The sequence below is a fragment of the Paraburkholderia sp. Clong3 genome (assembly GCF_050436485.1).
GTDB classification, from domain to species: Bacteria; Pseudomonadota; Gammaproteobacteria; order Burkholderiales; family Burkholderiaceae; genus Paraburkholderia; species Paraburkholderia tuberum.
The window spans coordinates 2502631-2522748 of sequence record NZ_JBNDMH010000002.1; the positions used below are offsets into that span (position 1 = coordinate 2502631).

A 20118-nucleotide genomic window follows, 5' to 3' on the forward strand; every position below is an offset into this window, starting at 1 on the left:
GTCTCCCATGTATTAGTGACAATGCTGCCAGCTGGTTTGTCCATATTGCACGCATCGCGAAATCGCCGCCATTATATGAGCGGAAGCCGGCCCAGCGCTGCCTGGCGGGCGAACGGCGTAAAATGAAACACGTGCTGCAAACAGACCGTTATCTAAAGAAACTTTCATGGGACCGGAGTAAGCGCTGTAGCGCTAACTCCGGTCGACACAGGAGACATGCGTGAACCATCCCGTGCCGCCGGCGCCGCTACGCCGGCCGTTTCCCGCCGAATTGCTGAACCAGCTCAAAGCCGCTTTCGGCGATCGGGTTTCCGTTGCCGAAGCCGTGCGTGCGCACCACGGCCGCGACGAATCACCGTTCGATCCGCAACTGCCTGACGCCGTCGTGTTCGCGCGTACAAGCGAAGACGTGCAAACCGCCGTCAAGCTGTGCGGCCAGTACGACGTGCCGATCATTCCGTACGGCAATGGCTCGTCGCTCGAAGGACATCTGCTTGCCGTGCAAGGCGGCGTGTCGATCGATCTGTCGGAAATGAACCGGGTGTTGTCGATCAACGCCGAAGACCTGACCGTCACCGTCGAGCCCGGCATCTCGCGCAAGCAACTGAACGAAGCGCTGCGCGACACCGGCCTGTTCTTCCCGATCGACCCCGGCGCGGACGCGAGCATCGGCGGGATGTCGGCAACCCGCGCGTCGGGTACCAACGCCGTGCGCTACGGCACGATGCGCGAGAACGTGCTCGGCCTGACGGTCGTGCTCGCCGATGGCCGCGTGATCAAGACCGGCTCGCGCGCGCGCAAATCGTCGGCGGGGTACGACCTCACGCGCCTGTTCGTCGGCTCGGAAGGCACGCTCGGCGTGATTACCGAAATCACGCTGCGCCTCTATCCGCAGCCGGAGGCGGTGTCGGCCGCGGTGTGCAGGTTCCCGTCGATGGGCGATGCGGTGCGCGCGGTCATCGAGACGATCCAGATCGGCGTGCCGATCGCGCGTGTCGAGTTCGTCGATTCACTTGCGATCCGCTCGATCAATCGCCATTCGAATCTGACACTGCGCGAAGCGCCCACATTGTTCTTCGAATTTCACGGCACCGAGGCCGGCGTCAAGGAACAGGCCGAACTCGTGGAGGAAATCGCCGCACAGAATGCCGGTGAAGGCTTCGAATGGGCGACGCGCCCCGAAGACCGCAGCCGTCTGTGGACCGCGCGTCACAACGCCTATTTCGCGATGCTGCAACTGAAGCCCGGCTCGCGCGCGGTCACCACCGACGTCTGCGTGCCGATCTCGCGTCTCGCGGAGTGTGTGGTCGAAACGGAGCAGGATCTGTTGGCGTCGCCGCTGCCCTGCCCGATCGTCGGCCATGTCGGCGACGGAAACTTCCACGTCGCGATCCTGATCGACCCGGACAAGCCCGAAGAGCTCGAGGAGGCCGAGCGCCTGAACCATCGCATCGTGCAGCGCGCGCTGCGGATGGACGGCACCTGCACCGGCGAGCATGGCATCGGCCTGCACAAGATGGGCTTTCTGCTCGAGGAGCACGGCGACGTCGCGGTCGACACGATGCGCTCCATCAAGCACGCGCTAGACCCTCGCAATCTGATGAACCCGGGCAAGATTTTCGCCTGGGCGGCGGCCTGATCGACACTGCGCATGCCGGCCGCGGCAAACCGCTGACACGCCCGGCGGCAACCGCGCCAAGCTGAACACGCAAGTGATGCGAAGCAGGCAGCACGAAACAGCCGGCTCGAACCAGCAAGCCGGACCGGCGCAAGCCACGAGGAGACAACTCACATGAACGCCCCCGCTGAACTGTCGGCCGAAGTCCTCGCGCAGCGTCAGCGCGAAGTCGTGCAGGCGCTGATGGCCGTGCTGCCGACCCACTGTCTGCTGTATCGCGAAGAAGACACCGTCGCGTACGAATGCGACGGACTCGCCGCGTACCGGCGTTTGCCGCTCGCGGTCGTGTTGCCGGAAACCGAATCGCAGGTGCAGCGCATCGTGCAGATCTGCCATCGCCTCGAGGTGCCCATCGTGCCGCGCGGCGCGGGCACCGGGCTGTCCGGCGGCGCGATGCCGATTCGGCACGGCGTGGTGGTATCGCTCGCGCGCTTTCGCAAGATCGTCGAAGTCGACTCGTACGCGCGCATCGCGACCGTGCAGCCGGGCGTGCGCAATCTGGCGATCTCCGAAGCCGCGGCGCCGTATGGTCTTTACTATGCGCCGGATCCGTCGTCGCAGATTGCCTGCACGATCGGTGGCAACGTGTCGGAGAATTCGGGCGGCGTGCATTGCCTGAAGTACGGCCTCACCGTGCACAACGTGCTGCGCGTGCGCGCGGTCACGATGGAAGGCGAGATCGTCGAATTCGGCTCGCTCGCGCCTGACGCGCCGGGGCTCGATCTGCTCGCGGTGCTGATTGGCAGCGAGGGCATGTTCGCGATCGTCACCGAGGTCACCGTCAAGCTGATCCCGAAGCCGCAAACCGCGCAGGTCATCATGGCCAGCTTCGACGACGTCGTCAAAGGCGGCGACGCCGTTGCGGGCATCATCGCGGCGGGCATCATTCCGGCCGGCCTCGAGATGATGGACAAGCCCGCCACGCGCGCGGTCGAGGAGTTCGTCAACGCCGGCTACGACCTCGACGCGGCGGCGATCCTGCTGTGCGAATCGGACGGCACACCCGAGGAAGTCGCGGCCGAGATCGTACGCATGACCGCGGTGCTGCGCGAGCACGGCGCGACCCGTATCCAGATTTCACGCACGGAAGCCGAGCGCCTGCGCTTCTGGTCCGGGCGCAAGAACGCGTTTCCGGCCGCCGGCCGCATTTCGCCGGACTACTACTGCATGGACGGTACCGTGCCGCGCCGCAGTATCGGGCCGCTGCTCGCGCGCATCGAGGAGATGGAGAAGACCTACCAGCTGCGCTGCATCAACGTATTCCATGCCGGCGACGGCAACATGCACCCGCTGATCCTGTTCAACGGCAACGACCAGGACGAGTGGCATCGCGCCGAGTTGTTCGGTTGCGACATCCTCGAAGCTTGCGTCGAGCTGGGCGGCACGGTGACGGGCGAGCATGGGGTCGGCATCGAGAAGATCAATTCGATGTGCGTGCAGTTCTCGCCCGAAGAGCGCGACACGTTCCACGCAGTCAAGCGAGCATTCGACGCGCCCGGCCTGTTGAACCCCGACAAGGGCATCCCGACGCGGGCGCGCTGTGCCGAATACGGCAAGATGCACGTGCGCGGCGGCCTGCTGCCTCATCCCGAGCTGCCGCGCTTCTAGCGGCTGGCGTTTGCAGCGCGCATCCACCGTTCGCCGCGCCCGCGCTGATGCTGGCGCGGCCTGCGCGGCGCTTTGCGCCCTCCCCTCCAGACCGATGCCGCGCCCCGTCATGCGGGTGCGCTCCGGCTTGCCAGCGAGCCGCCGCCCGGTACAATCAAACGAAACACAACGAGCAGGACACCATGGAAGAGGACGACATCGTCGCCGTATGGTCCGAACGCGTGCGTTCGGCCAGCGCCGAGGGACGCGCGGTGCGCATCCGCGGCGGCGGCACCAAAGACTGGTATGGCCAGACGCTGGAAGGTGAGATCCTCGACACGCGCGCTTATCGCGGCATCATCGCGTACGATCCGGCCGAGCTCGTGATCACCGCGCGCGCGGGGACACCGCTGCTGGAAATCGAAGCCGCGCTCGCCGAGCACAACCAGATGCTGCCGTTCGAGCCGCCGCACTTCGGGCCGCAGGCCACCTTCGGCGGCTGCATCGCCGCTGGCATTTCGGGGCCGCGCAGGCCGGCCGTCGGCGCCGCGCGCGACTTCGTGCTCGGCGCCGTCGTGATGAACGGCCAGGGGCAGGTGCTGCACTTCGGCGGCCAGGTCGTCAAGAACGTCGCGGGTTACGACGTGTCGCGGCTGCTCGCGGGCTCGCTCGGCACGCTCGGGCTGATCCTCGAGCTGTCGGTCAAAGTGCTGCCGCGGCCGCAGGTCGAAGCCACGCTGAAGTTCGACATGAACGGCACCGACGCGGTACGCAAGCTCAACGAATGGGGCGGCCGGCCCCTGCCGATCACCGCGAGCGCATGGCGCAACGGCACGCTCGCGGTGCGCCTGGGCGGCGCGGAAGCCGCGGTCAAGGCAGCGCGCACCGGGCTCGGCGGCGAAGTCGTCGATGCGGTCGAAGCTGAGCGCTTCTGGGCCGGCCTGCGCGAACAGACCGATTCGTTTTTCGCGGGCATTCCACCGAAGGCCGCGCTGTGGCGTCTCGCGCTACCGTCGATCACCGAGCCGCTGCAGCTGCCCGGCGCGCAACTGATGGAATGGGGCGGCGGCCAGCGCTGGTGGATCACCGACACCGACGCGCAAACCGTGCGCATCAGCGCGAAACAGGCCGGCGGCCACGCGACCATCTTCCGCAGCGGCCACGGCTACGACCGCAGCGCCGGCGTATTCACACCGCTGCCCGCGCCGCTGATGAAAATCCATCGCGGCCTCAAACATGCATTCGACCCGGCCCGCATCTTCAACCGCGGCCGTCTCTACTCCGACTTCTGAGCGACGCGATGCAAACCAACCTCGCGGACTTCATTCGTAATACGCCCGATGGCAACGAAGCGGACGCCATCCTGCGCAAATGCGTGCATTGCGGTTTCTGCACGGCCACCTGCCCAACCTACCAACTGCTTGGCGACGAGCTCGACGGCCCGCGCGGGCGCATCTATCTGATCAAGCAGATGGTCGAAGGCGCGCCGGTCACGCGCAGTACGCAGGTTCACCTCGACCGCTGCCTGACCTGCCGCAATTGCGAATCGACCTGCCCGTCGGGCGTGCAATATGGACGGCTCGTCGAAATCGGCCGCAAGCTCACCGAAGAGAAAGTCACGCGTCCGCTCAATCAGCGGCTGATGCGACGCCTGCTCGCGAGCGTGCTGCCGAACAGCGCGATCTTCACGCCGGCGATGCGGTTGGGTCAGCACGTGCGCGGCCTGCTGCCGAAGAAGCTGCGCGACAAGGTGCCCGCGCGCCAGCACCCGCTCGAATGGCCGAGCGCAAAACACGAACGCAAGGTGCTGATGCTGGCGGGCTGCGTGCAACCGTCGATGATGCCGAACGTCAACATCGCGACCGCGCGCGTGTTCGATGCGCTCGGCATCGAAACGCTGATCGCGCCCGACGCCGGCTGCTGCGGCGCGATCCGCCTGCACCTCGGCTACCACGACGAAGCGCTCGACGACCTGCGCGCGAACATCGACGCATGGTGGCCCTACGTCGAACAGGGCGTTGAAGCGATCGTGATGAACGCGTCGGGCTGCGGCGCGACGGTCAAGGAATACGCGCACCTGCTGCGCCTCGATCCGAACTATGCCGAGAAGGCGCGCCGCATCGTCGAATTGACGCGCGACGTCTCCGAGATCCTGCCCGAGTTCGAAGAACAGCTCGTCGCCATCACGCGCCGCCGCTCGGTACACACGGTCGCGTTTCATCCACCCTGCACGCTGCAGCATGGCCAGCAGATCCGCGGCAAGGTCGAGCAACTGCTCAGCGCGCTCGGCGTCGAAGTGCGCCTGCCCGCCGACAGCCATCTGTGCTGCGGCTCGGCCGGCGCCTACTCGCTGCTGCAGCCGCGCCTGTCGTACGCGCTGCGCGACCAGAAGCTCGAGCGTTTGCAGGCGCAGGAGCCGCAGGTGATCGTGTCGGCGAACGTCGGTTGCATCGCGCATCTGCAAAGCGGTACGTCGACGCCCGTCGCGCACTGGATCGAACTGGTTGAGCACATGCTGTCCGTATAATCGGGGCATCGTCTTCGCTGAACACCGGTTCGTTCCATGTCCGATCTGCCTCACAATCTCGCCGACGTGCACGAGCGCATCGCCAGGGCCGCGCAAGCGGCCCACCGCGACGCGCAGTTTGTGACGCTGCTCGCGGTCTCCAAGACGTTTCCCGCCGATGCCGTGCGCGCCGCTCATGCGGCCGGTCAGCGCGCATTCGGCGAGAACTACGTGCAGGAAGCGCTCGACAAGATCCAGACACTTGCCGATCTGCGCGCGTCGCTCGAATGGCATTTCATCGGGCCGCTGCAATCGAACAAGACGCGGCCCGTCGCCGAGCATTTCGACTGGGTACATTCGGTCGATCGGCTGAAGATCGCGCAGCGGCTGTCGGAGCAGCGCCCGGACAACCTGCCGCCGCTCAACGTGTGCCTGCAGGTCAACGTCAGCGGTGAGGCGTCGAAGAGTGGCGTCGCCATCGCCGAGGCGGCCGCTATCGCGCAGCAGATCGCCGCGCTGCCGAAGCTGAAGCTGCGCGGACTGATGTCGATTCCCGAACCGGGCGGCGATCTCGCAGAACAACGCGCGCCGCATCGCCAATTGCGCGAGCTGTTCGAGCGCTTGCGTAACGACGGGCTCGCGCTCGATACGCTGTCGATGGGCATGTCGGCCGATCTTGAAGCAGCCGTGCTCGAAGGCGCGACGATCGTGCGCGTCGGCACCGCGATCTTCGGCGCACGCGATTATTTGCGCTGAGCATTTCCACGGGCCTTGCGCGAACCTGGCTGCGCGAAGCCCTCACCGCATCTCATCTGAACCTACCCGGACCATCATGAAAATTGCGTTTATCGGCGGCGGCAACATGGCCGCGGCGTTGATCGGCGGCCTCATCAAGCGGGGCGTCGCGCCCGCGGACCTGTACGCGGTCGATCCGAACGAAGACGCGCGCCAGCGCAACGAGCAGCAATTCGGCATCCGCACCGGCGCGGCCGCCGACGTCACGCTCGCCGACTACGACGCGGTCGTGCTCGCGGTGAAGCCGCAGATCCTGAAGAGCGTCGCCGGGACGCTGGCGCCGCATCTGCGCGCGTCGCAACTCGTCGTCAGCATCGTCGCGGGCATTCGGATCGGCGACATGTCGCGCTGGCTCGCTGGCCACAACCGCGTCGTGCGCGTGATGCCGAATACGCCGGCGCTGATCGGCATGGGCGTCACGGGTCTCGTCGCCAGCGGCAGCGTCGACGAAGCGGGCCGCGCGCTCGCGTCGCAGGTGCTCGGCGCGGTCGGCGAAACCGTCTGGTTCGACGACGAAGCGAAGATCGACGCGGTCACCGCGATCTCGGGCAGCGGGCCGGCCTACGTGTTCTATTTCATTGAAGCGCTGCAGGAAGCCGCGCGCCAGCTTGGTATGGACGAAGCGCAGGGCCGCGCGCTGGCGGTCGCGACCTTCACGGGCGCCGCGCAACTCGCGGCCAACTCCGACGAGCCGCCGAGCGTGCTGCGCGAGCGCGTGACATCCAAAGGCGGCACGACCGCGGCAGCACTCGCCTCGTTCGAAGCGAGCGGCATCAAGGACGCGATCGTGCGCGGCGCACTGGCCGCCGACGCGCGGGCGCGCGAGATGGGCGACGAGTTCGGCAAGCAGTAACGCGAACCGGCGTCGAAAAGAAAGAGCGGAAACAGACACGCCGTAGCGCGACTGTCCTTCTTCTCATCAGGGCAGGCGCCTACGGCGTGTAGAAACGCAGCGGTCTGAAGCCAGAAAAGCGCTGACGCGAATTAAAACGAAGCCACCACGTAATGCGCGGCGATCCCCGCGAACAACGCGCCGCCGAGCCAGTTGTTGTGACGGAACGCGGCAAAGCACGGCATGCGCTCGCGATGGCGGATCAGCGTGTAGTGATAGATCGCGCAACCCACCGCGACCGCCCAGCCGAGCCAGTACAGCGGACCAAACCCGAGCGTCACGCCGATGCCGACGTAAATCCCGAGCGTCACCGCATAGCACAGCATGACCGCGGCCACGTCGAAACGGCCGAACGTCAGCGCCGACGTCCGGATGCCGATCTTGATGTCGTCGTCGCGATCGACCATCGCGTATTCGGTGTCGTACGCAACGGCCCAGAAGATATTCGCGACCAGCATCACCCACGCGAGCAGCGGCACGTGATCCTGCACAGCGGCGAACGCCATCGGAATACCGAAGCCGAACGCGATGCCCAGATACGCCTGCGGAATCGCGAAGAAGCGCTTCATGAACGGATACGTGCCGGCGACGAACAGCGCGACCACCGACAACTCCCTGGTCAATGCATTGAGCGGCTGAATCAGTAGAAACGCGACCAGCGACAGCACGGTTGCCAACCCGACCGCTTCCCACGCATTGATCTTGCCGGACGTGATCGGCCGGTTCTCGGTGCGCTTCACGTGACGGTCGAAATCGCGGTCCGCGTAGTCGTTGATCGCGCAGCCGGCCGAGCGCATCAGCACCGTGCCGAGCGTGAAGATCACCAGCAATTGCCACGACGGATGACCGCCGGACGCGATCCACAGTGCGTTGAGCGTCGGCCACAGCAGCAGCAGGCTGCCGATCGGCTTGTCCATGCGCACGAGGCGCAGATACAGGGGAAGTCGGGCGAACATGGGACGAATTCGGTGAAGTGCGAACACGGTGCGCCTATTTTACGGGAAGCGCACGGCGGCCCAGGATTCGCGCGGCCGCGTATCGAAGTGCCACGCGCTCGAATCTGTGCGTCGTGCGGCAGCGGCGCAAAAAACAAAGCCTCCCGTGCAGGGAGGCTTGTGCGTTTTTAGCACGGCGCGGGCGATGCCGGCGCCGGCATCGGACTCGACTCGACCGGCTCAGTTGCGCCAAATCAGGCGAGCAGCGAGCGCAGCATCCATGCGGTCTTTTCGTGTGTCTGCATGCGTTGCGTGAGCAGGTCGGCGGTCGGCTCGTCGTTGGCGGCTTCCGTCGACGGGAAAATCGCGCGCGCGGTGCGCACCACGGCTTCCTGACCTTCGACCAGTTGACGGATCATGTCTTCCGCGGCCGGCACGCCGTCCGCTTCGGGGATCGACGACAGCTTCGCGAAATCCTTGTAGCTGCCCGGCGCATGCACACCCAATGCACGGATGCGTTCGGCGATCGAGTCGACCGCGAGCGCGAGTTCGTTGTACTGCGTTTCGAACATCAGGTGCAGCGTATTGAACATCGGACCCGTGACGTTCCAGTGGAAGTTGTGGGTCTTCAGGTACAGCGTGTAGGTGTCGGCGAGCAGACGCGACAGCCCTTCGGCGATCTTCTTGCGATCCTTATCGCTGATCCCGATGTTGACGTGCTGTACTGCTGCGGCGGCTTCTTTCTTGGCCATGATGACTCCTTTGAAGAGTGATACGAACCGGTCGGCAGATGACGGTCAGCGAAAACACGAATAAAACGTTCGACAGTGTAGCGTGAATGCCGCAAGGTTTGCGCAACGCATGCCCGAGAGCCTTGCTGCACAGCCATTCTGGCGGTACTGCGCTCAGCCGCCCAGCGCGTGTTGCAACGCCTGCGCGGCGATTACCGCAAAGCCGCTCGCGACGATCGCAAAACCCAGCGCCTTGCGGAACATCAACGCCTGCCATTGCGCCTGCATGCTCGGCGCGGCGGCCCGACCGCCAATGCTCGCCATCATCATCCGAATCATGATCGTACTCCGGGTTCGTCTCGTGACGGAGCGCAGCAATGCGCCGCGCCGTCGATTACTTTGCCACTGCTTTACCATCCGCCGCGTATATGACGCCTAGCGGTTCCTGCCTTCCCGCAACGCGGCGAGCGCCGCGATCACACCTTCCGCGTAAGCCGGATCGGCGCGGCGGAAATGCTCGATCTGACGCGCGACGATCTCCTGCGGCACGCCGTCGATATGTCGCGCGATATTGCCGAACAGACGCTCACGTTGCGCGTCGTCGAACAGCGCGAACAACATGCGCGGCTGCGTGTAGTAGTCGTCGTCCTCGCGATGCTCGTAACGCGCGACCGCGCCCGCCGCGAGCGGCGGCTCGGACGCGTTCGCGTCCTGCACGAAGTCGCCGAAGCGATTCGGCTCGTAATTCACGTTGCCGCCGCGATTGCCGTCGGTGCGCAGCGCGCCATCGCGATGAAACGAATGCGGGTTCGGCACGCGCGGCGCATTCACCGGAATCTGGTGATGATTGATGCCGAGCCGGTAACGCTGCGTATCGCCGTACGAGAACAGGCGCCCCTGCAACAGACGGTCCGGCGAAAATCCGATGCCCGGCACCACGTTCGCCGGCGTGAACGCCGCCTGCTCGACGTCCGCGAAATAGTTCGCCGCGTTGCGATTCAGTTCGAGCGTGCCGACGTCGATCAACGGATAGTCCTTCTGCGACCACACCTTCGTGATGTCGAACGGATTGAAGCGGTAGTTCGCCGCATCCGCTTCCGGCATCACCTGAATTGCGAAGCGCCACTTCGGAAAGTTGCCCGCGTCGATGCTGTTCACCAGATCGCGCTGCGCGCTTTCGCGGTCATTGGCGACTACCTGCGCGGCATCGGCGTCGGTGAAGTTCTCGATGCCTTGCAGCGACTTGAAGTGGAACTTGACCCAGAAACGCTCGTTGCTCGCGTTGATGAACGAGTACGTGTGCGAGCCGAAGCCGTGCATCTGCCGGTAGTTCTTCGGAATGCCGCGATCGCTCATCAGAATCGTCACCTGATGCAGCGACTCCGGATGACTCGACCAGAAGTCCCACGCGGCGACGTTGCTGCGCAGATTCGTGTACGGATCACGCTTCTGCGTATGAATGAAGTCCGGAAACTTGAGCGGATCGCGAATGAAGAACACCGGCGTGTTGTTGCCGACCACGTCCCAGTTGCCTTCCCCGGTGTAGAACTTGATCGAGAAGCCGCGTACGTCGCGCTCCGCGTCGGCCGCGCCACGCTCGCCGGCCACCGTCGAAAAGCGCATGAAAAGCGGCGTTTCCTGGCCGACCTGCGCGAATACCTTCGCCTTCGTGTAGCGCGAAACGTCGTGCGTCACCGTCAGCGTGCCGAACGCGCCCGAACCCTTCGCGTGAACGCGCCGCTCGGGAATCACTTCGCGATCGAAGTGCGCGAGCTTTTCGAGCAGCCAGACGTCCTGCAGCACCACGGGGCCACGCGGGCCGGCGGTCATCGAGTTCTGGTTATCGGCGACGGGCGCGCCGGCGGCATTGGTGAGCTTACGTTCGGACATGGGCACTCCTGCGTGGTCTCTATCGAATCGGGGAAAAGCATGCGGCATCCATGCGCGACGGACGCCGTCACGGGTAGGCACGTCAGGCGGCCAGCACCCGGTCGGCCAGCAACGACACGGCGACCGTACGGATACTCGGCGCGGCGGCCGTCGTGGCCGGTTGCGCGGGAAAAGCGTGGATGGGCTGTGAAGGCGCTTGCATGGTGTTTTCCTCCTGGCTTGTCTCGCGCCCCGACTCGGAGTCTGGGCGCTGAGCCTTATCGAATAAGGGGATCGGGCGATCCGTGGAGGAAACTATAGCAACATCTATCGAGTATTCGTATTTGATTACTTTAATCTATTCGATAGGGCTTGCGCCCTTTTTGCGGCAGGCCGCACCGGTGTCCGGCGCGGCTGCGGATGATGGCGAGTCAGTTGACGGCGGCGGGCAGATCGAGCTTTTTGACGCCCGGCAGGTCGCACGCGGCGATTGCGTCGCAGATCGCGTCGATCGCGGGCATGCGCGTGAAGCTCTTGCGCCATGCCAGCACGACGCGGCGATCGGGCACCGGCTCGTCGAACGCGACATAGCTGAGCAGGCCCGCGTCGATACCGCCCGCATGTGGCTTGACCTCGTGCACCGACATGCGCGGCAGCACGGTAATGCCGACGCCGCTTGCGACCATATGACGAATCGTTTCGAGCGACGAGCCCTCGAAGGTCTTCTGGATGCCGTCGGCGTTCTGCGAAAAGCGCATCAGCTCGGGACACACGCCGAGCACGTGATCGCGGAAGCAGTGACCGCTGCCGAGCAGCAGCATGGTTTCCTGCTTCAGGTCGTCGGGGTCGATCTTCGGGCGGCTTTCCCATGCGTGGCCGGACGGCAGCGCGACGACGAACGGCTCGTCGTACAGCGGACGCAACATCAGCCCGGTTTCGGGAAACGGCAGCGCCATGATCGCCACGTCGATTTCGCCCTGCTTGAGCAGCTCGATCAGCTTCAGCGTGTAGTTTTCCTGCAGCATCAGCGGCATTTGCGGCACGCGCTGGATCATCTGCTTGACGAGCGTCGGCAGCAGGTACGGCCCGATGGTGTAAATCACGCCGAGGCGCAGCGGACCGAGCAGCGGGTCCTTGCCCTGCTTGGCGATTTCCTTGATCGCGAGCGTCTGCTCGAGCACGCGTTGCGCCTGCGTAACGATCTGTTCGCCGATCGGCGTCACGCTGACCTCGCTGGTGCCGCGCTCGAAAATCTGCACGTTCAGCTCGTCTTCGAGCTTCTTGATGGCGACGGACAGCGTGGGCTGGCTGACGAAACACGCTTCGGCGGCACGGCCGAAGTGCCGCTCGCGGGCCACCGCCACGATGTATTTCAATTCGGTGAGCGTCATTCGGGGATCAATCAGTCCGATGGATTCGATAGGTTCTAGTTATACACCTATAGGGTCGGTTCGCCAACTTTTTAGCCGTTGTGCTTGCGGCGGGGACGGCGCTCAGGCCTTCAGATACTGCTCGCGCGCGCCGAGCCAGCCCGCCAGATGCTGAATGACCACGTCCGGATATTGGTCGAGCAGCGTCGCGGCGGCTTCGCGCGCCGGCTCGATGAGGTGCTGATCGTTCTGCAGGTCGGCGAAACGCAGCATCGCGGCGCCTGACTGCCGCGCGCCGAGGAACTCGCCAGGCCCGCGGATTTCGAGGTCGCGGCGGGCAATCTCGAAGCCGTCGGTGGTTTCGCGCATCGTTTGCAGGCGCGCGCGGGCGGTCATCGACAGCGGTCCGGTGTAGAGCAGCACGCAGACCGACGCGGCGCTGCCGCGCCCCACGCGTCCGCGCAACTGATGCAGCTGCGCGAGACCGAAGCGCTCCGCATGCTCGATCACCATCAACGATGCGTTCGGCACGTCGACGCCGACTTCGATCACCGTGGTCGCGACCAGCAGCTGGATCTCGTTGCGCGAGAACGCGTCCATCACCGTGGCCTTTTCGGCGGGCGCGAGGCGCCCGTGCACCAGCCCGACCTTCAGCTCGGGCAGCGCGGCCACCAGCGTCTCGTAGGTCTCGACCGCGGTTTGCAACTGCAGGGTCTCGCTTTCCTCGATCAGCGGACACACCCAGTACACCTGGCGCCCCGTCAACGCCGCCTCGCGCACGCGGCCGATCACCTCTTCGCGGCGCGCGTCGGACACGAGCTTCGTGAGGATCGGGGTGCGGCCGGGCGGCAGTTCGTCGATCGTGGAGACGTCGAGGTCCGCGTAGTAGGTCATGGCGAGTGTGCGCGGAATCGGCGTCGCGGACATCATGAGTTGATGCGGCTGGAAGTCGGCCGCGCCGTCGGCGGCGCCCTGCGCCTTCGCGCGCAACGCGAGCCGTTGCGCGACGCCGAAGCGATGCTGCTCGTCCACGATCACGAGTCCGAGGCGCGCGAACTCGACCGCGTCCTGGATGATCGCGTGCGTGCCGATCACGAGCTGCGCGGTGCCGAGCGCGGCCGCTTCGATCGCGGCGCGCTTCTCCTTCGTCTTCAGACTGCCCGCGAGCCACGCGACATTCACGCCGAGCGGCTCGAGCCAGCCGCGCAATTTGCGCGCGTGCTGCTCGGTGAGAATTTCGGTCGGCGCCATCAGCGCGGCCTGGTAGCCGGCGTCGATCGCCTGCGCGGCGGCGAGCGCCGCGACGATCGTCTTGCCGCTGCCGACGTCGCCCTGCAACAGCCGCTGCATCGGATGCGGCTGCGTCAGGTCGAGCGCGATCTCGCCGCCGACGCGCTGCTGCGCGGCCGTCAGCGAAAACGGCAGCGCCTTCAGCAGCCGCGCGACCAGCGCCGACTCGTCGCCGAGCTTGCGGCGCGGCATGGCCGGCGCGGCGCGCGTGCGCCGCTCGTCGTGCGCGCGCTTCAGCGACATCTGCTGCGCGAGCAGCTCCTCGAACTTGATGCGCACCCAGGCCGGATGCGTGCCGTCGATCAGCGCCGTTTCGTCCGACTGCGGGCCCGGATGATGCAGCGTGCGCACCGCGTCCATCAGCGCCGGCACGCCGAGCGGTTCGAGAAACGCACGCGCGACCGGCGCGGGCAGCAGCTCCGGCAGCGACGTGCGCGCGAGCGCGTTGTCGATCGCCTTGCGCAGATACGCCTGCGACACGCCCGCGGTGCTCGGATAGACCGGCGTCAGCGCCTGCGGCAGCGGCGTGTCTTCATCGACGACGCGCACGGTCGGATGCACCATCTCCATGCCGAAGAAGCCGCCCCGCACGTCGCCGCGCACGCGCAGGCGCGCGCCGGGCGCCATCTGCTTGACCTGCGAGCCGTAGAAATTCAGAAAGCGCAGCACGAGTTCGTCGCCGTCGGCGTCGCGCAGCTTCACGAGCAGCTGCCGGCGCGGGCGATAGGCGATCTCATTGTCGAACACCACGCCTTCGGCTTGCGCGATGCCGCCGGGCAGCAAGTGACCGATCGGCGTCAGCGAGGTTTCGTCTTCGTAGCGCATCGGCAGATGCAGCACGAGGTCGATGTCGCGTGTGAGGCCGAGTTTGGCGAGCTTGTCGGCGGTTTTGACCGGGGCTTTGGCGGCGGCTTTTGCCGCGCCTTTGGTTTTGGCGGCGGGTTTGTCGTCGCTCGCGCGGTCGGCGGCGAATTGATCCGGCGGGTCGCCCGCGTGGCCGCCGGGCTTGTCGCCGTCGCGCCCGGCATCGTGGCCGGCGGACATCATGCCGCCTTGCGCGCCATCTTCCGCCGCATCCCGCTCCCCCGCCTCCGCCCGCGCACCGCGGCGCCGCGGTTCGGCGCCCGCTTCGAGGGTGGCAACGGACGATCGGCGGTCGGACAAAGGCATAGGCTGCTTCGCAAGTACAATATCGGGTGCTGTCGAAAAGAAGTCGTGCCGCCCTTCGCGCGTCCAGCGCAGGCAGGATGCGGCACAAAGCGCGCGGGCCGCTTCGGCGTCCCGCCATCATAGCCGCCCGGCTCCGGCTTCGGCTCAATTCAGTCCCAAATCAGTCCCAACCCGCTTCCAGTCGTTCGCATGTTTACGCTTTCCGATTTCGATTTCGATCTGCCGCCCGAGTTGATCGCGCAAGTCGCGCTGCCCGAGCGCAGCGCAAGCCGTCTGCTCGACGTGGACGCCGCAGGCGCCGCCGACGGCGCCGCGCGCCTGCTCGACCGCCGCTTCACCGAACTGCCCGAGTGCCTCGCGCCGGGCGATCTGCTCGTCTTCAACGATACCAAAGTGCTGAAGGCGCGCTTCTTCGGCCAGAAGTCGAGCGGCGGCAAGATCGAAGTGCTGGTCGAGCGCCTGACTGGCGAGCGCAGCGCGCTCGCGCAGATCCGGGCGAGCAAGAGCCCGCAGGCGGGCACGACGATCCGTCTCGCGGATGCGTTCGACGTCACCGTCGGCGAGCGCGTCGATCAGTTCTACACGCTGCGTTTCCCCGACGACTGCCTGACGCTGATCGAGCAGTACGGCCGTCTGCCGCTACCGCCGTACATCGAGCACGACCCCGACGCGACCGACGAAACCCGCTATCAGACCGTATTTGCGCAGAACCCGGGCGCGGTCGCCGCGCCGACCGCCGGCCTGCACTTCGACGACACGCTGCTCGCCCGGCTCGACGCCCTCGGCATCGACCGCGCGACGCTGACGCTGCACGTCGGCGCGGGCACGTTTCAGCCGGTGCGCGTCGAAAACATCGCCGAGCACAAGATGCACAGCGAGTGGTATCACCTGCCGCAAGCGCTCGCGGACAAGATCGCCGCGACCAAAGCGCGCGGCAACCGCGTGATCGCGGTCGGCACGACGTCGATGCGCGCGCTCGAAGCCGCCGCGCGCGACGCCGAAGCCGCCGGCCATCCGCTCGGCGCGGCGAGCGCGGAAACCGACATCTTCATCACGCCGGGCTACCGGTTCCGCGTGGTCGACCGGCTGGTCACGAACTTCCATTTGCCGAAATCTACGCTGCTGATGCTGGTGTCGGCGTTCGCGGGCGTCGAGACGATTCGCGCCGCGTACCGTCATGCGATCGACGAGCGCTATCGTTTTTTCAGCTACGGTGACGCGATGCTGCTCACGCGGCGCGATGCATGAGCCGGTTCGCGCACTGCTTCAGCGTATTGGCAGTTTTCCTAGTCGCCGCGATCCCTCGTGGCGGTTTTCATTGATTGCGCCGGACTGTTTTCCGGTCGCCCAGGAGTGATCCCCATGACCCTTGGTCATCCCTCGCAACAGCCTGCCCACAAGCGCCCCGAGAACGGCCTCAAATTCGAACTGCTCGGCACCGACGGCCTCGCGCGCCGCGGCCGCGTCACGCTCAATCACGGCGTGGTGGAGACGCCGATCTTCATGCCGGTCGGCACCTACGGCACCGTGAAGGCGGTCCAGCCGCGCGAGCTCGACGAAATGCACGCGCAGATCATCCTCGGCAATACGTTTCACCTGTGGCTGCGACCCGGCCTCGAAACCATCGAGGCGCACGGCGGCCTGCACGGCTTCATGGGCTGGAAGAAGCCGATCCTGACCGACTCGGGCGGCTTCCAGGTGTTCTCGCTCGGCGACCTGCGCAAGATCACCGAGGACGGCGTCACGTTCGCGTCGCCGATCAACGGCGACCGGCTGTTCCTGTCGCCGGAAGTGTCGATGCAGATCCAGAAGCTGCTGAACTCGGACATCGTGATGCAGTTCGACGAATGCACGCCGTACGCGACCGACAACATCCCGACCTCGCACACGGAAGCCGCCGAATCGATGCGCATGTCGATGCGCTGGGCGCAACGCTCGATCGACGAATTCGAGCGCCTCGGCAATCCGAATGCACTGTTCGGCATCGTGCAGGGCGGCATGTTCGAGGATCTGCGCGACGAGTCGCTCGCCGGCCTCGCGGAGAAGAACTTCCACGGCCTCGCGATCGGCGGTCTGTCGGTCGGCGAGCCGAAGGAAGACATGATGCGGATCCTGAACCACATCGGCCCGAAGCTGCCGGCCGACAAGCCGCACTACCTGATGGGCGTCGGCACGCCGGAAGACCTGGTGGCCGGCGTCGCGGCCGGCGTCGACATGTTCGACTGCGTGATGCCCACGCGCAACGCGCGCAACGGCTGGCTCTTCACGCGTTTCGGCGACATCAAGATCCGCAACGCGACCCACAGGAACTCGCTGCGCCCGCTCGACGAGCAATGCGGCTGCTACACCTGCCGCAACTTCACGCGCGGCTATCTGCATCATCTGCATCGCGTCGGCGAAATTCTCGGCGCGCAGCTGAACACGATCCACAACCTGCATTACTACCTGGAACTGATGCAGGAAATGCGCGATGCGATCGAGGCGAAACTGTTCGAGACATTCCGCAAGCGTTTCCACGAAGACCGCGCGCGCGGCGTCGAACCGTCGTCCTGACGGCCCGCCACATGGATTGCGCATGCCGCACGCGGACAACTTACAATTTACTTTCGCCGGCCGCTGAATTTGCCCCGAATCGGACCTTTAAACGGTTGATCCCAAAGCCGATTCGCCGCGCCGGCGCGCGTGTGGCCGGTGGTAGAATAATCGGCTGATTTTTTTGATCGTTTGACTGATAACGGAGAGACCAACGTGTCGTTCATTTCCAATGCCTTCGCGCAAGGCGCAGCAGCAGGTGGTATCGAATCGAACCTGATGAGCTTCCTGCCGCTGATCCTGATGTTCGGCGTGCTGTACTTCATCATGATTCGCCCGCAAATGAAGCGTCAGAAGGAACATCGCAACATGCTCGCAGCGATGGCCAGGGGCGATGAAGTCGTGACGAACGGCGGTATCGTCGGCAAGGTGACGAAGGTGGGCGAAGCCTACGTCGGCATCGAAATCTCGGAAGGCACGGAAGTCACCGTGCAAAAGGCGTCGGTCACGACAATTCTCCCGAAGGGCACGATCAAGTCGCTGTAAGGCCTGCACTCCCCGCGTCCGGTGCGGCCTCGCCGGCGGTTCAGGCAGTTCGCTGAACGGCCCGCGCTCATCGCCGGACGCATCGCATCCAAGCCAACCTTCCCGTTGGACCACTCATGAATCGCTACCCCCTCTGGAAATACGCCGTGATGCTGGTGGCTCTGGTCATCGGCCTCGTGTACACGCTGCCCAATCTGTACGGCGAAGCGCCGGCGGTGCAGGTGTCGAGCGGCAAGGCCACGGTCAGACTCGACGCCGCCACGCTAGCGTCGATCGAAGCCGCGCTCGCGGCCAATCACATCAAGCCGACCGCAATCACGTTCGACAACTCGCAGAACAACGCGAACATCCGCGTGCGCCTGACGGACACGGACACGCAGTTGCGCGTGAAAGACCTGCTGCAGAAGTCGCTCAATAGCGACCCGAACGATCCGCAGTACGTCGTCGCACTGAACCTGCAAAGCGCGTCGCCGACCTGGATGACCGCGCTGCGCGCGCTGCCGATGTACCTCGGTCTCGACCTGCGCGGCGGTGTGCACTTCCTGCTGCAGGTCGACATGGCCGGCGCGCTGAACAAGAAGCTCGACTCGGACGCCTCGGACGTGCGCACGCTGCTGCGCGACAACAACGTGCGCGACGGCGGCGTGAATCGCGTGAACCAGTCGGTGGTGGTGAATCTGCCCGACCAGGCCACGGCGGACGCGGCACTCAAGCTGCTCGGCCGCAGCGTCAGCGAACTGCAGTGGGCGTCGCAGCCGAACACCGGCGCGGACGGCGGCGTGCAGCTCGTCGGCACCTTCACGCCGGCCGTGCAGCGCGCGGTGCAGGAAGCCGCGCTCAAGCAGAACATCACGACGCTGCATAACCGCGTGAACGAACTCGGCGTGGCCGAGCCGGTGATCCAGCAACAGGGCACGGACCGCATCGTCGTCGAGCTGCCGGGCGTGCAGGACACCGCGAAGGCGAAGGACATCATCGGCCGTACGGCGACGCTCGAAGCGCGCCTCGCCGATCCGGTCAACACGCATCCGAACCCGAACGAGCCGGTGCCGCCGGGCGATGAACTCTTCACGCAAGGCAACCAGACGCCGGTGCTGCTGCGCAAGCAGGTGATCTTCACCGGCGACCGCATCATCGACGCGTCGGCGGGCTTCGACGAGCATCAGCGTCCGTCGGTCAATATCCGTCTCGACTCGGCCGGCGGCCGCGCGGTGCGCGCGGTATCGCGTGACAACATCGGCAAGCCAATGGCGATGGTGCTGTTCGAGCGCGGCAAGGGCGAAGTGCTGACCGTCGCGACCATTCAGTCGGAACTGGGCGACCGCTTCCAGATCACCGGCCAGCCGACCCCGCAAGCGGCCGCCGACCTCGCGCTGCTGCTGCGCGCCGGTTCGCTCGCCGCGCCGATGGAAATCATCGAGGAACGCACGATCGGCCCGAGCCTCGGCGCCGACAATATCAAGAAGGGCTTCCACTCGGTCGTGTGGGGCTTCGCGGCCATCGCCGTATTCATGAGCGCGTACTACATGCTGTTCGGCGTGATCTCGATGGTCGGCCTGTCCGTGAACCTGCTGCTGCTGGTCGCGGTGCTGTCGATGCTGCAGGCCACGCTCACGCTGCCGGGTATCGCCGCTATCGCGCTCGCGCTCGGTATGGCGATCGACGCGAACGTGCTGATCAACGAGCGCGTGCGCGAGGAACTGCGCCACGGCGCGCCGCCGCAACTGGCCATCCAGAACGGCTACGCGCATGCATGGGCGACGATTCTCGACTCGAACGTGACCACGCTGATCGCCGGCCTCGCGCTGCTCGCGTTCGGCTCCGGTCCGGTGCGCGGCTTCGCGATCGTCCACTGTATCGGCATTCTGACGTCGATGTTCTCGGCGGTGTTCTTCTCGCGCGGCCTGGTCAACTTCTGGTACGGCGGCAAGAAGAAGCTGAAGTCGCTGTCCATCGGCCAGGTGTGGCGTCCGCAAACGGCGGCGGCAGGCTCGGCCGCATATGCCGGCAACACCCTCGGCGGCAGCGACGCCGCGACCGACACCGCGCAGGCCATCGCCACGGCGAAGGCGAGCGCGAAGGCAAGCTCGAAGGCACCGGCCGCGGCCGGCGCGAAGGGTCGCGCGAAGCCGACCGTGCGTCGCCGCAATGCGCCGGGCACGCCGACGTCGAATGACTCGACGCGGCATAAACCGGGTTCATCCCGCTGAGTCCCGG

General features: G+C 65.7%; 16 protein-coding genes. 10 read left to right on the forward strand and 6 right to left on the reverse strand.

The window, feature by feature from the left end; all coding sequences use genetic code 11:
- Positions 1-220: 220 nt before the first annotated feature.
- The 6 genes from OKW30_RS15715 to proC all read left to right on the forward strand — a co-directional run bounded on the left by OKW30_RS15715 (position 221) and on the right by proC (position 7419).
- Positions 221-1639, forward strand: a complete 1419-nt coding sequence (locus OKW30_RS15715; protein WP_184067275.1) for an FAD-linked oxidase C-terminal domain-containing protein — start codon at positions 221-223, stop codon at positions 1637-1639.
- A 153-nt stretch (positions 1640-1792) separates the two neighbouring features.
- On the forward strand, positions 1793-3286 hold the full coding sequence (locus tag OKW30_RS15720; protein ID WP_090803097.1) for an FAD-linked oxidase C-terminal domain-containing protein: 1494 nt from the start codon (positions 1793-1795) through the stop codon (positions 3284-3286).
- Positions 3287-3468: 182 nt separating this feature from the next.
- Positions 3469-4557 carry a glycolate oxidase subunit GlcE gene (gene glcE / locus OKW30_RS15725; protein ID WP_184067268.1) on the forward strand — a complete coding sequence of 363 codons (1089 nt, stop codon included), beginning with the start codon at positions 3469-3471 and terminating at the stop codon, positions 4555-4557.
- A gap of 8 nt (positions 4558-4565) precedes the next feature.
- Positions 4566-5792, forward strand: a complete 1227-nt coding sequence (gene glcF / locus OKW30_RS15730) for a glycolate oxidase subunit GlcF (protein ID WP_184067265.1) — start codon at positions 4566-4568, stop codon at positions 5790-5792.
- 36 nt (positions 5793-5828) lie between these two features.
- The gene (locus tag OKW30_RS15735; RefSeq protein ID WP_184067262.1) at positions 5829-6527 is read left to right on the forward strand and encodes a YggS family pyridoxal phosphate-dependent enzyme; all 699 of its coding nucleotides are present in this window, start codon (positions 5829-5831) and stop codon (positions 6525-6527) included.
- 76 nt (positions 6528-6603) lie between these two features.
- On the forward strand, positions 6604-7419 hold the full coding sequence (gene proC, locus OKW30_RS15740) for a pyrroline-5-carboxylate reductase (RefSeq protein ID WP_184067259.1): 816 nt from the start codon (positions 6604-6606) through the stop codon (positions 7417-7419).
- A 131-nt stretch (positions 7420-7550) separates the two neighbouring features.
- On the opposite strand, the gene ubiA is transcribed toward proC, so the two are convergent.
- The 6 genes from ubiA to recG form a co-directional block, all read right to left on the reverse strand.
- Positions 7551-8414: a 4-hydroxybenzoate octaprenyltransferase gene (gene ubiA / locus OKW30_RS15745; protein WP_429347066.1), complete on the reverse strand. Its 864-nt coding sequence runs from the start codon at positions 8412-8414 to the stop codon at positions 7551-7553.
- A 233-nt stretch (positions 8415-8647) separates the two neighbouring features.
- Positions 8648-9145: a Dps family protein gene (locus OKW30_RS15750; RefSeq protein ID WP_184034504.1), complete on the reverse strand. Its 498-nt coding sequence runs from the start codon at positions 9143-9145 to the stop codon at positions 8648-8650.
- A 153-nt stretch (positions 9146-9298) separates the two neighbouring features.
- A complete protein-coding gene (locus OKW30_RS15755; RefSeq protein WP_184034506.1) occupies positions 9299-9463 on the reverse strand; it encodes a hypothetical protein in 165 nt (54 codons plus the stop codon).
- A gap of 96 nt (positions 9464-9559) precedes the next feature.
- Positions 9560-11014 (reverse strand): catalase, encoded by a 1455-nt coding sequence (locus OKW30_RS15760; RefSeq protein ID WP_429347067.1) that lies wholly within the window; start codon positions 11012-11014, stop codon positions 9560-9562.
- 410 nt (positions 11015-11424) lie between these two features.
- Entirely contained in the window at positions 11425-12384 is a 960-nt protein-coding gene (locus OKW30_RS15765) for a LysR substrate-binding domain-containing protein (RefSeq protein WP_187627301.1), read from the reverse strand.
- 102 nt (positions 12385-12486) lie between these two features.
- Complete coding sequence (recG, locus tag OKW30_RS15770; protein WP_429347068.1) at positions 12487-14823, reverse strand: ATP-dependent DNA helicase RecG; 2337 nt, start codon at positions 14821-14823, stop codon at positions 12487-12489.
- A 189-nt stretch (positions 14824-15012) separates the two neighbouring features.
- Here recG and queA point away from each other — a divergent pair, with 189 nt between their 5' ends.
- The 4 genes from queA (at position 15013) to secD (ending at position 20111) form a co-directional block, all read left to right on the forward strand.
- Positions 15013-16071, forward strand: a complete 1059-nt coding sequence (gene queA, locus OKW30_RS15775; protein WP_429347069.1) for a tRNA preQ1(34) S-adenosylmethionine ribosyltransferase-isomerase QueA — start codon at positions 15013-15015, stop codon at positions 16069-16071.
- A gap of 114 nt (positions 16072-16185) precedes the next feature.
- Positions 16186-17376 carry a tRNA guanosine(34) transglycosylase Tgt gene (gene tgt / locus OKW30_RS15780; RefSeq protein WP_429347070.1) on the forward strand — a complete coding sequence of 397 codons (1191 nt, stop codon included), beginning with the start codon at positions 16186-16188 and terminating at the stop codon, positions 17374-17376.
- Positions 17377-17571: 195 nt separating this feature from the next.
- Positions 17572-17901 carry a preprotein translocase subunit YajC gene (yajC, locus tag OKW30_RS15785; RefSeq protein ID WP_184034524.1) on the forward strand — a complete coding sequence of 110 codons (330 nt, stop codon included), beginning with the start codon at positions 17572-17574 and terminating at the stop codon, positions 17899-17901.
- A gap of 116 nt (positions 17902-18017) precedes the next feature.
- Entirely contained in the window at positions 18018-20111 is a 2094-nt protein-coding gene (secD, locus tag OKW30_RS15790) for a protein translocase subunit SecD (protein ID WP_429347071.1), read from the forward strand.
- Positions 20112-20118: the final 7 nt, after the last annotated feature.

What these genes read in the sequence shown, in the direction of transcription:
- OKW30_RS15735 (WP_184067262.1), top strand. Translation starts at nt 5,829, where the DNA reads ATGTCCGATCTGCCTCACAATCTCGCCGACGTGCACGAGCGCATCGCC.
- OKW30_RS15765 (WP_187627301.1), bottom strand. Translation starts at nt 12,384, where the DNA reads ATGACGCTCACCGAATTGAAATACATCGTGGCGGTGGCCCGCGAGCGG.
- OKW30_RS15750 (WP_184034504.1), bottom strand. Translation starts at nt 9,145, where the DNA reads ATGGCCAAGAAAGAAGCCGCCGCAGCAGTACAGCACGTCAACATCGGG.
- ubiA (WP_429347066.1), bottom strand. Translation starts at nt 8,414, where the DNA reads ATGTTCGCCCGACTTCCCCTGTATCTGCGCCTCGTGCGCATGGACAAG.
- recG (WP_429347068.1), bottom strand. Translation starts at nt 14,823, where the DNA reads ATGCCTTTGTCCGACCGCCGATCGTCCGTTGCCACCCTCGAAGCGGGC.
- glcF (WP_184067265.1), top strand. Translation starts at nt 4,566, where the DNA reads ATGCAAACCAACCTCGCGGACTTCATTCGTAATACGCCCGATGGCAAC.
- OKW30_RS15755 (WP_184034506.1), bottom strand. Translation starts at nt 9,463, where the DNA reads ATGATTCGGATGATGATGGCGAGCATTGGCGGTCGGGCCGCCGCGCCG.
- queA (WP_429347069.1), top strand. Translation starts at nt 15,013, where the DNA reads ATGTTTACGCTTTCCGATTTCGATTTCGATCTGCCGCCCGAGTTGATC.
- tgt (WP_429347070.1), top strand. Translation starts at nt 16,186, where the DNA reads ATGACCCTTGGTCATCCCTCGCAACAGCCTGCCCACAAGCGCCCCGAG.
- OKW30_RS15760 (WP_429347067.1), bottom strand. Translation starts at nt 11,014, where the DNA reads ATGTCCGAACGTAAGCTCACCAATGCCGCCGGCGCGCCCGTCGCCGAT.
- proC (WP_184067259.1), top strand. Translation starts at nt 6,604, where the DNA reads ATGAAAATTGCGTTTATCGGCGGCGGCAACATGGCCGCGGCGTTGATC.
- OKW30_RS15720 (WP_090803097.1), top strand. Translation starts at nt 1,793, where the DNA reads ATGAACGCCCCCGCTGAACTGTCGGCCGAAGTCCTCGCGCAGCGTCAG.
- glcE (WP_184067268.1), top strand. Translation starts at nt 3,469, where the DNA reads ATGGAAGAGGACGACATCGTCGCCGTATGGTCCGAACGCGTGCGTTCG.
- secD (WP_429347071.1), top strand. Translation starts at nt 18,018, where the DNA reads ATGAATCGCTACCCCCTCTGGAAATACGCCGTGATGCTGGTGGCTCTG.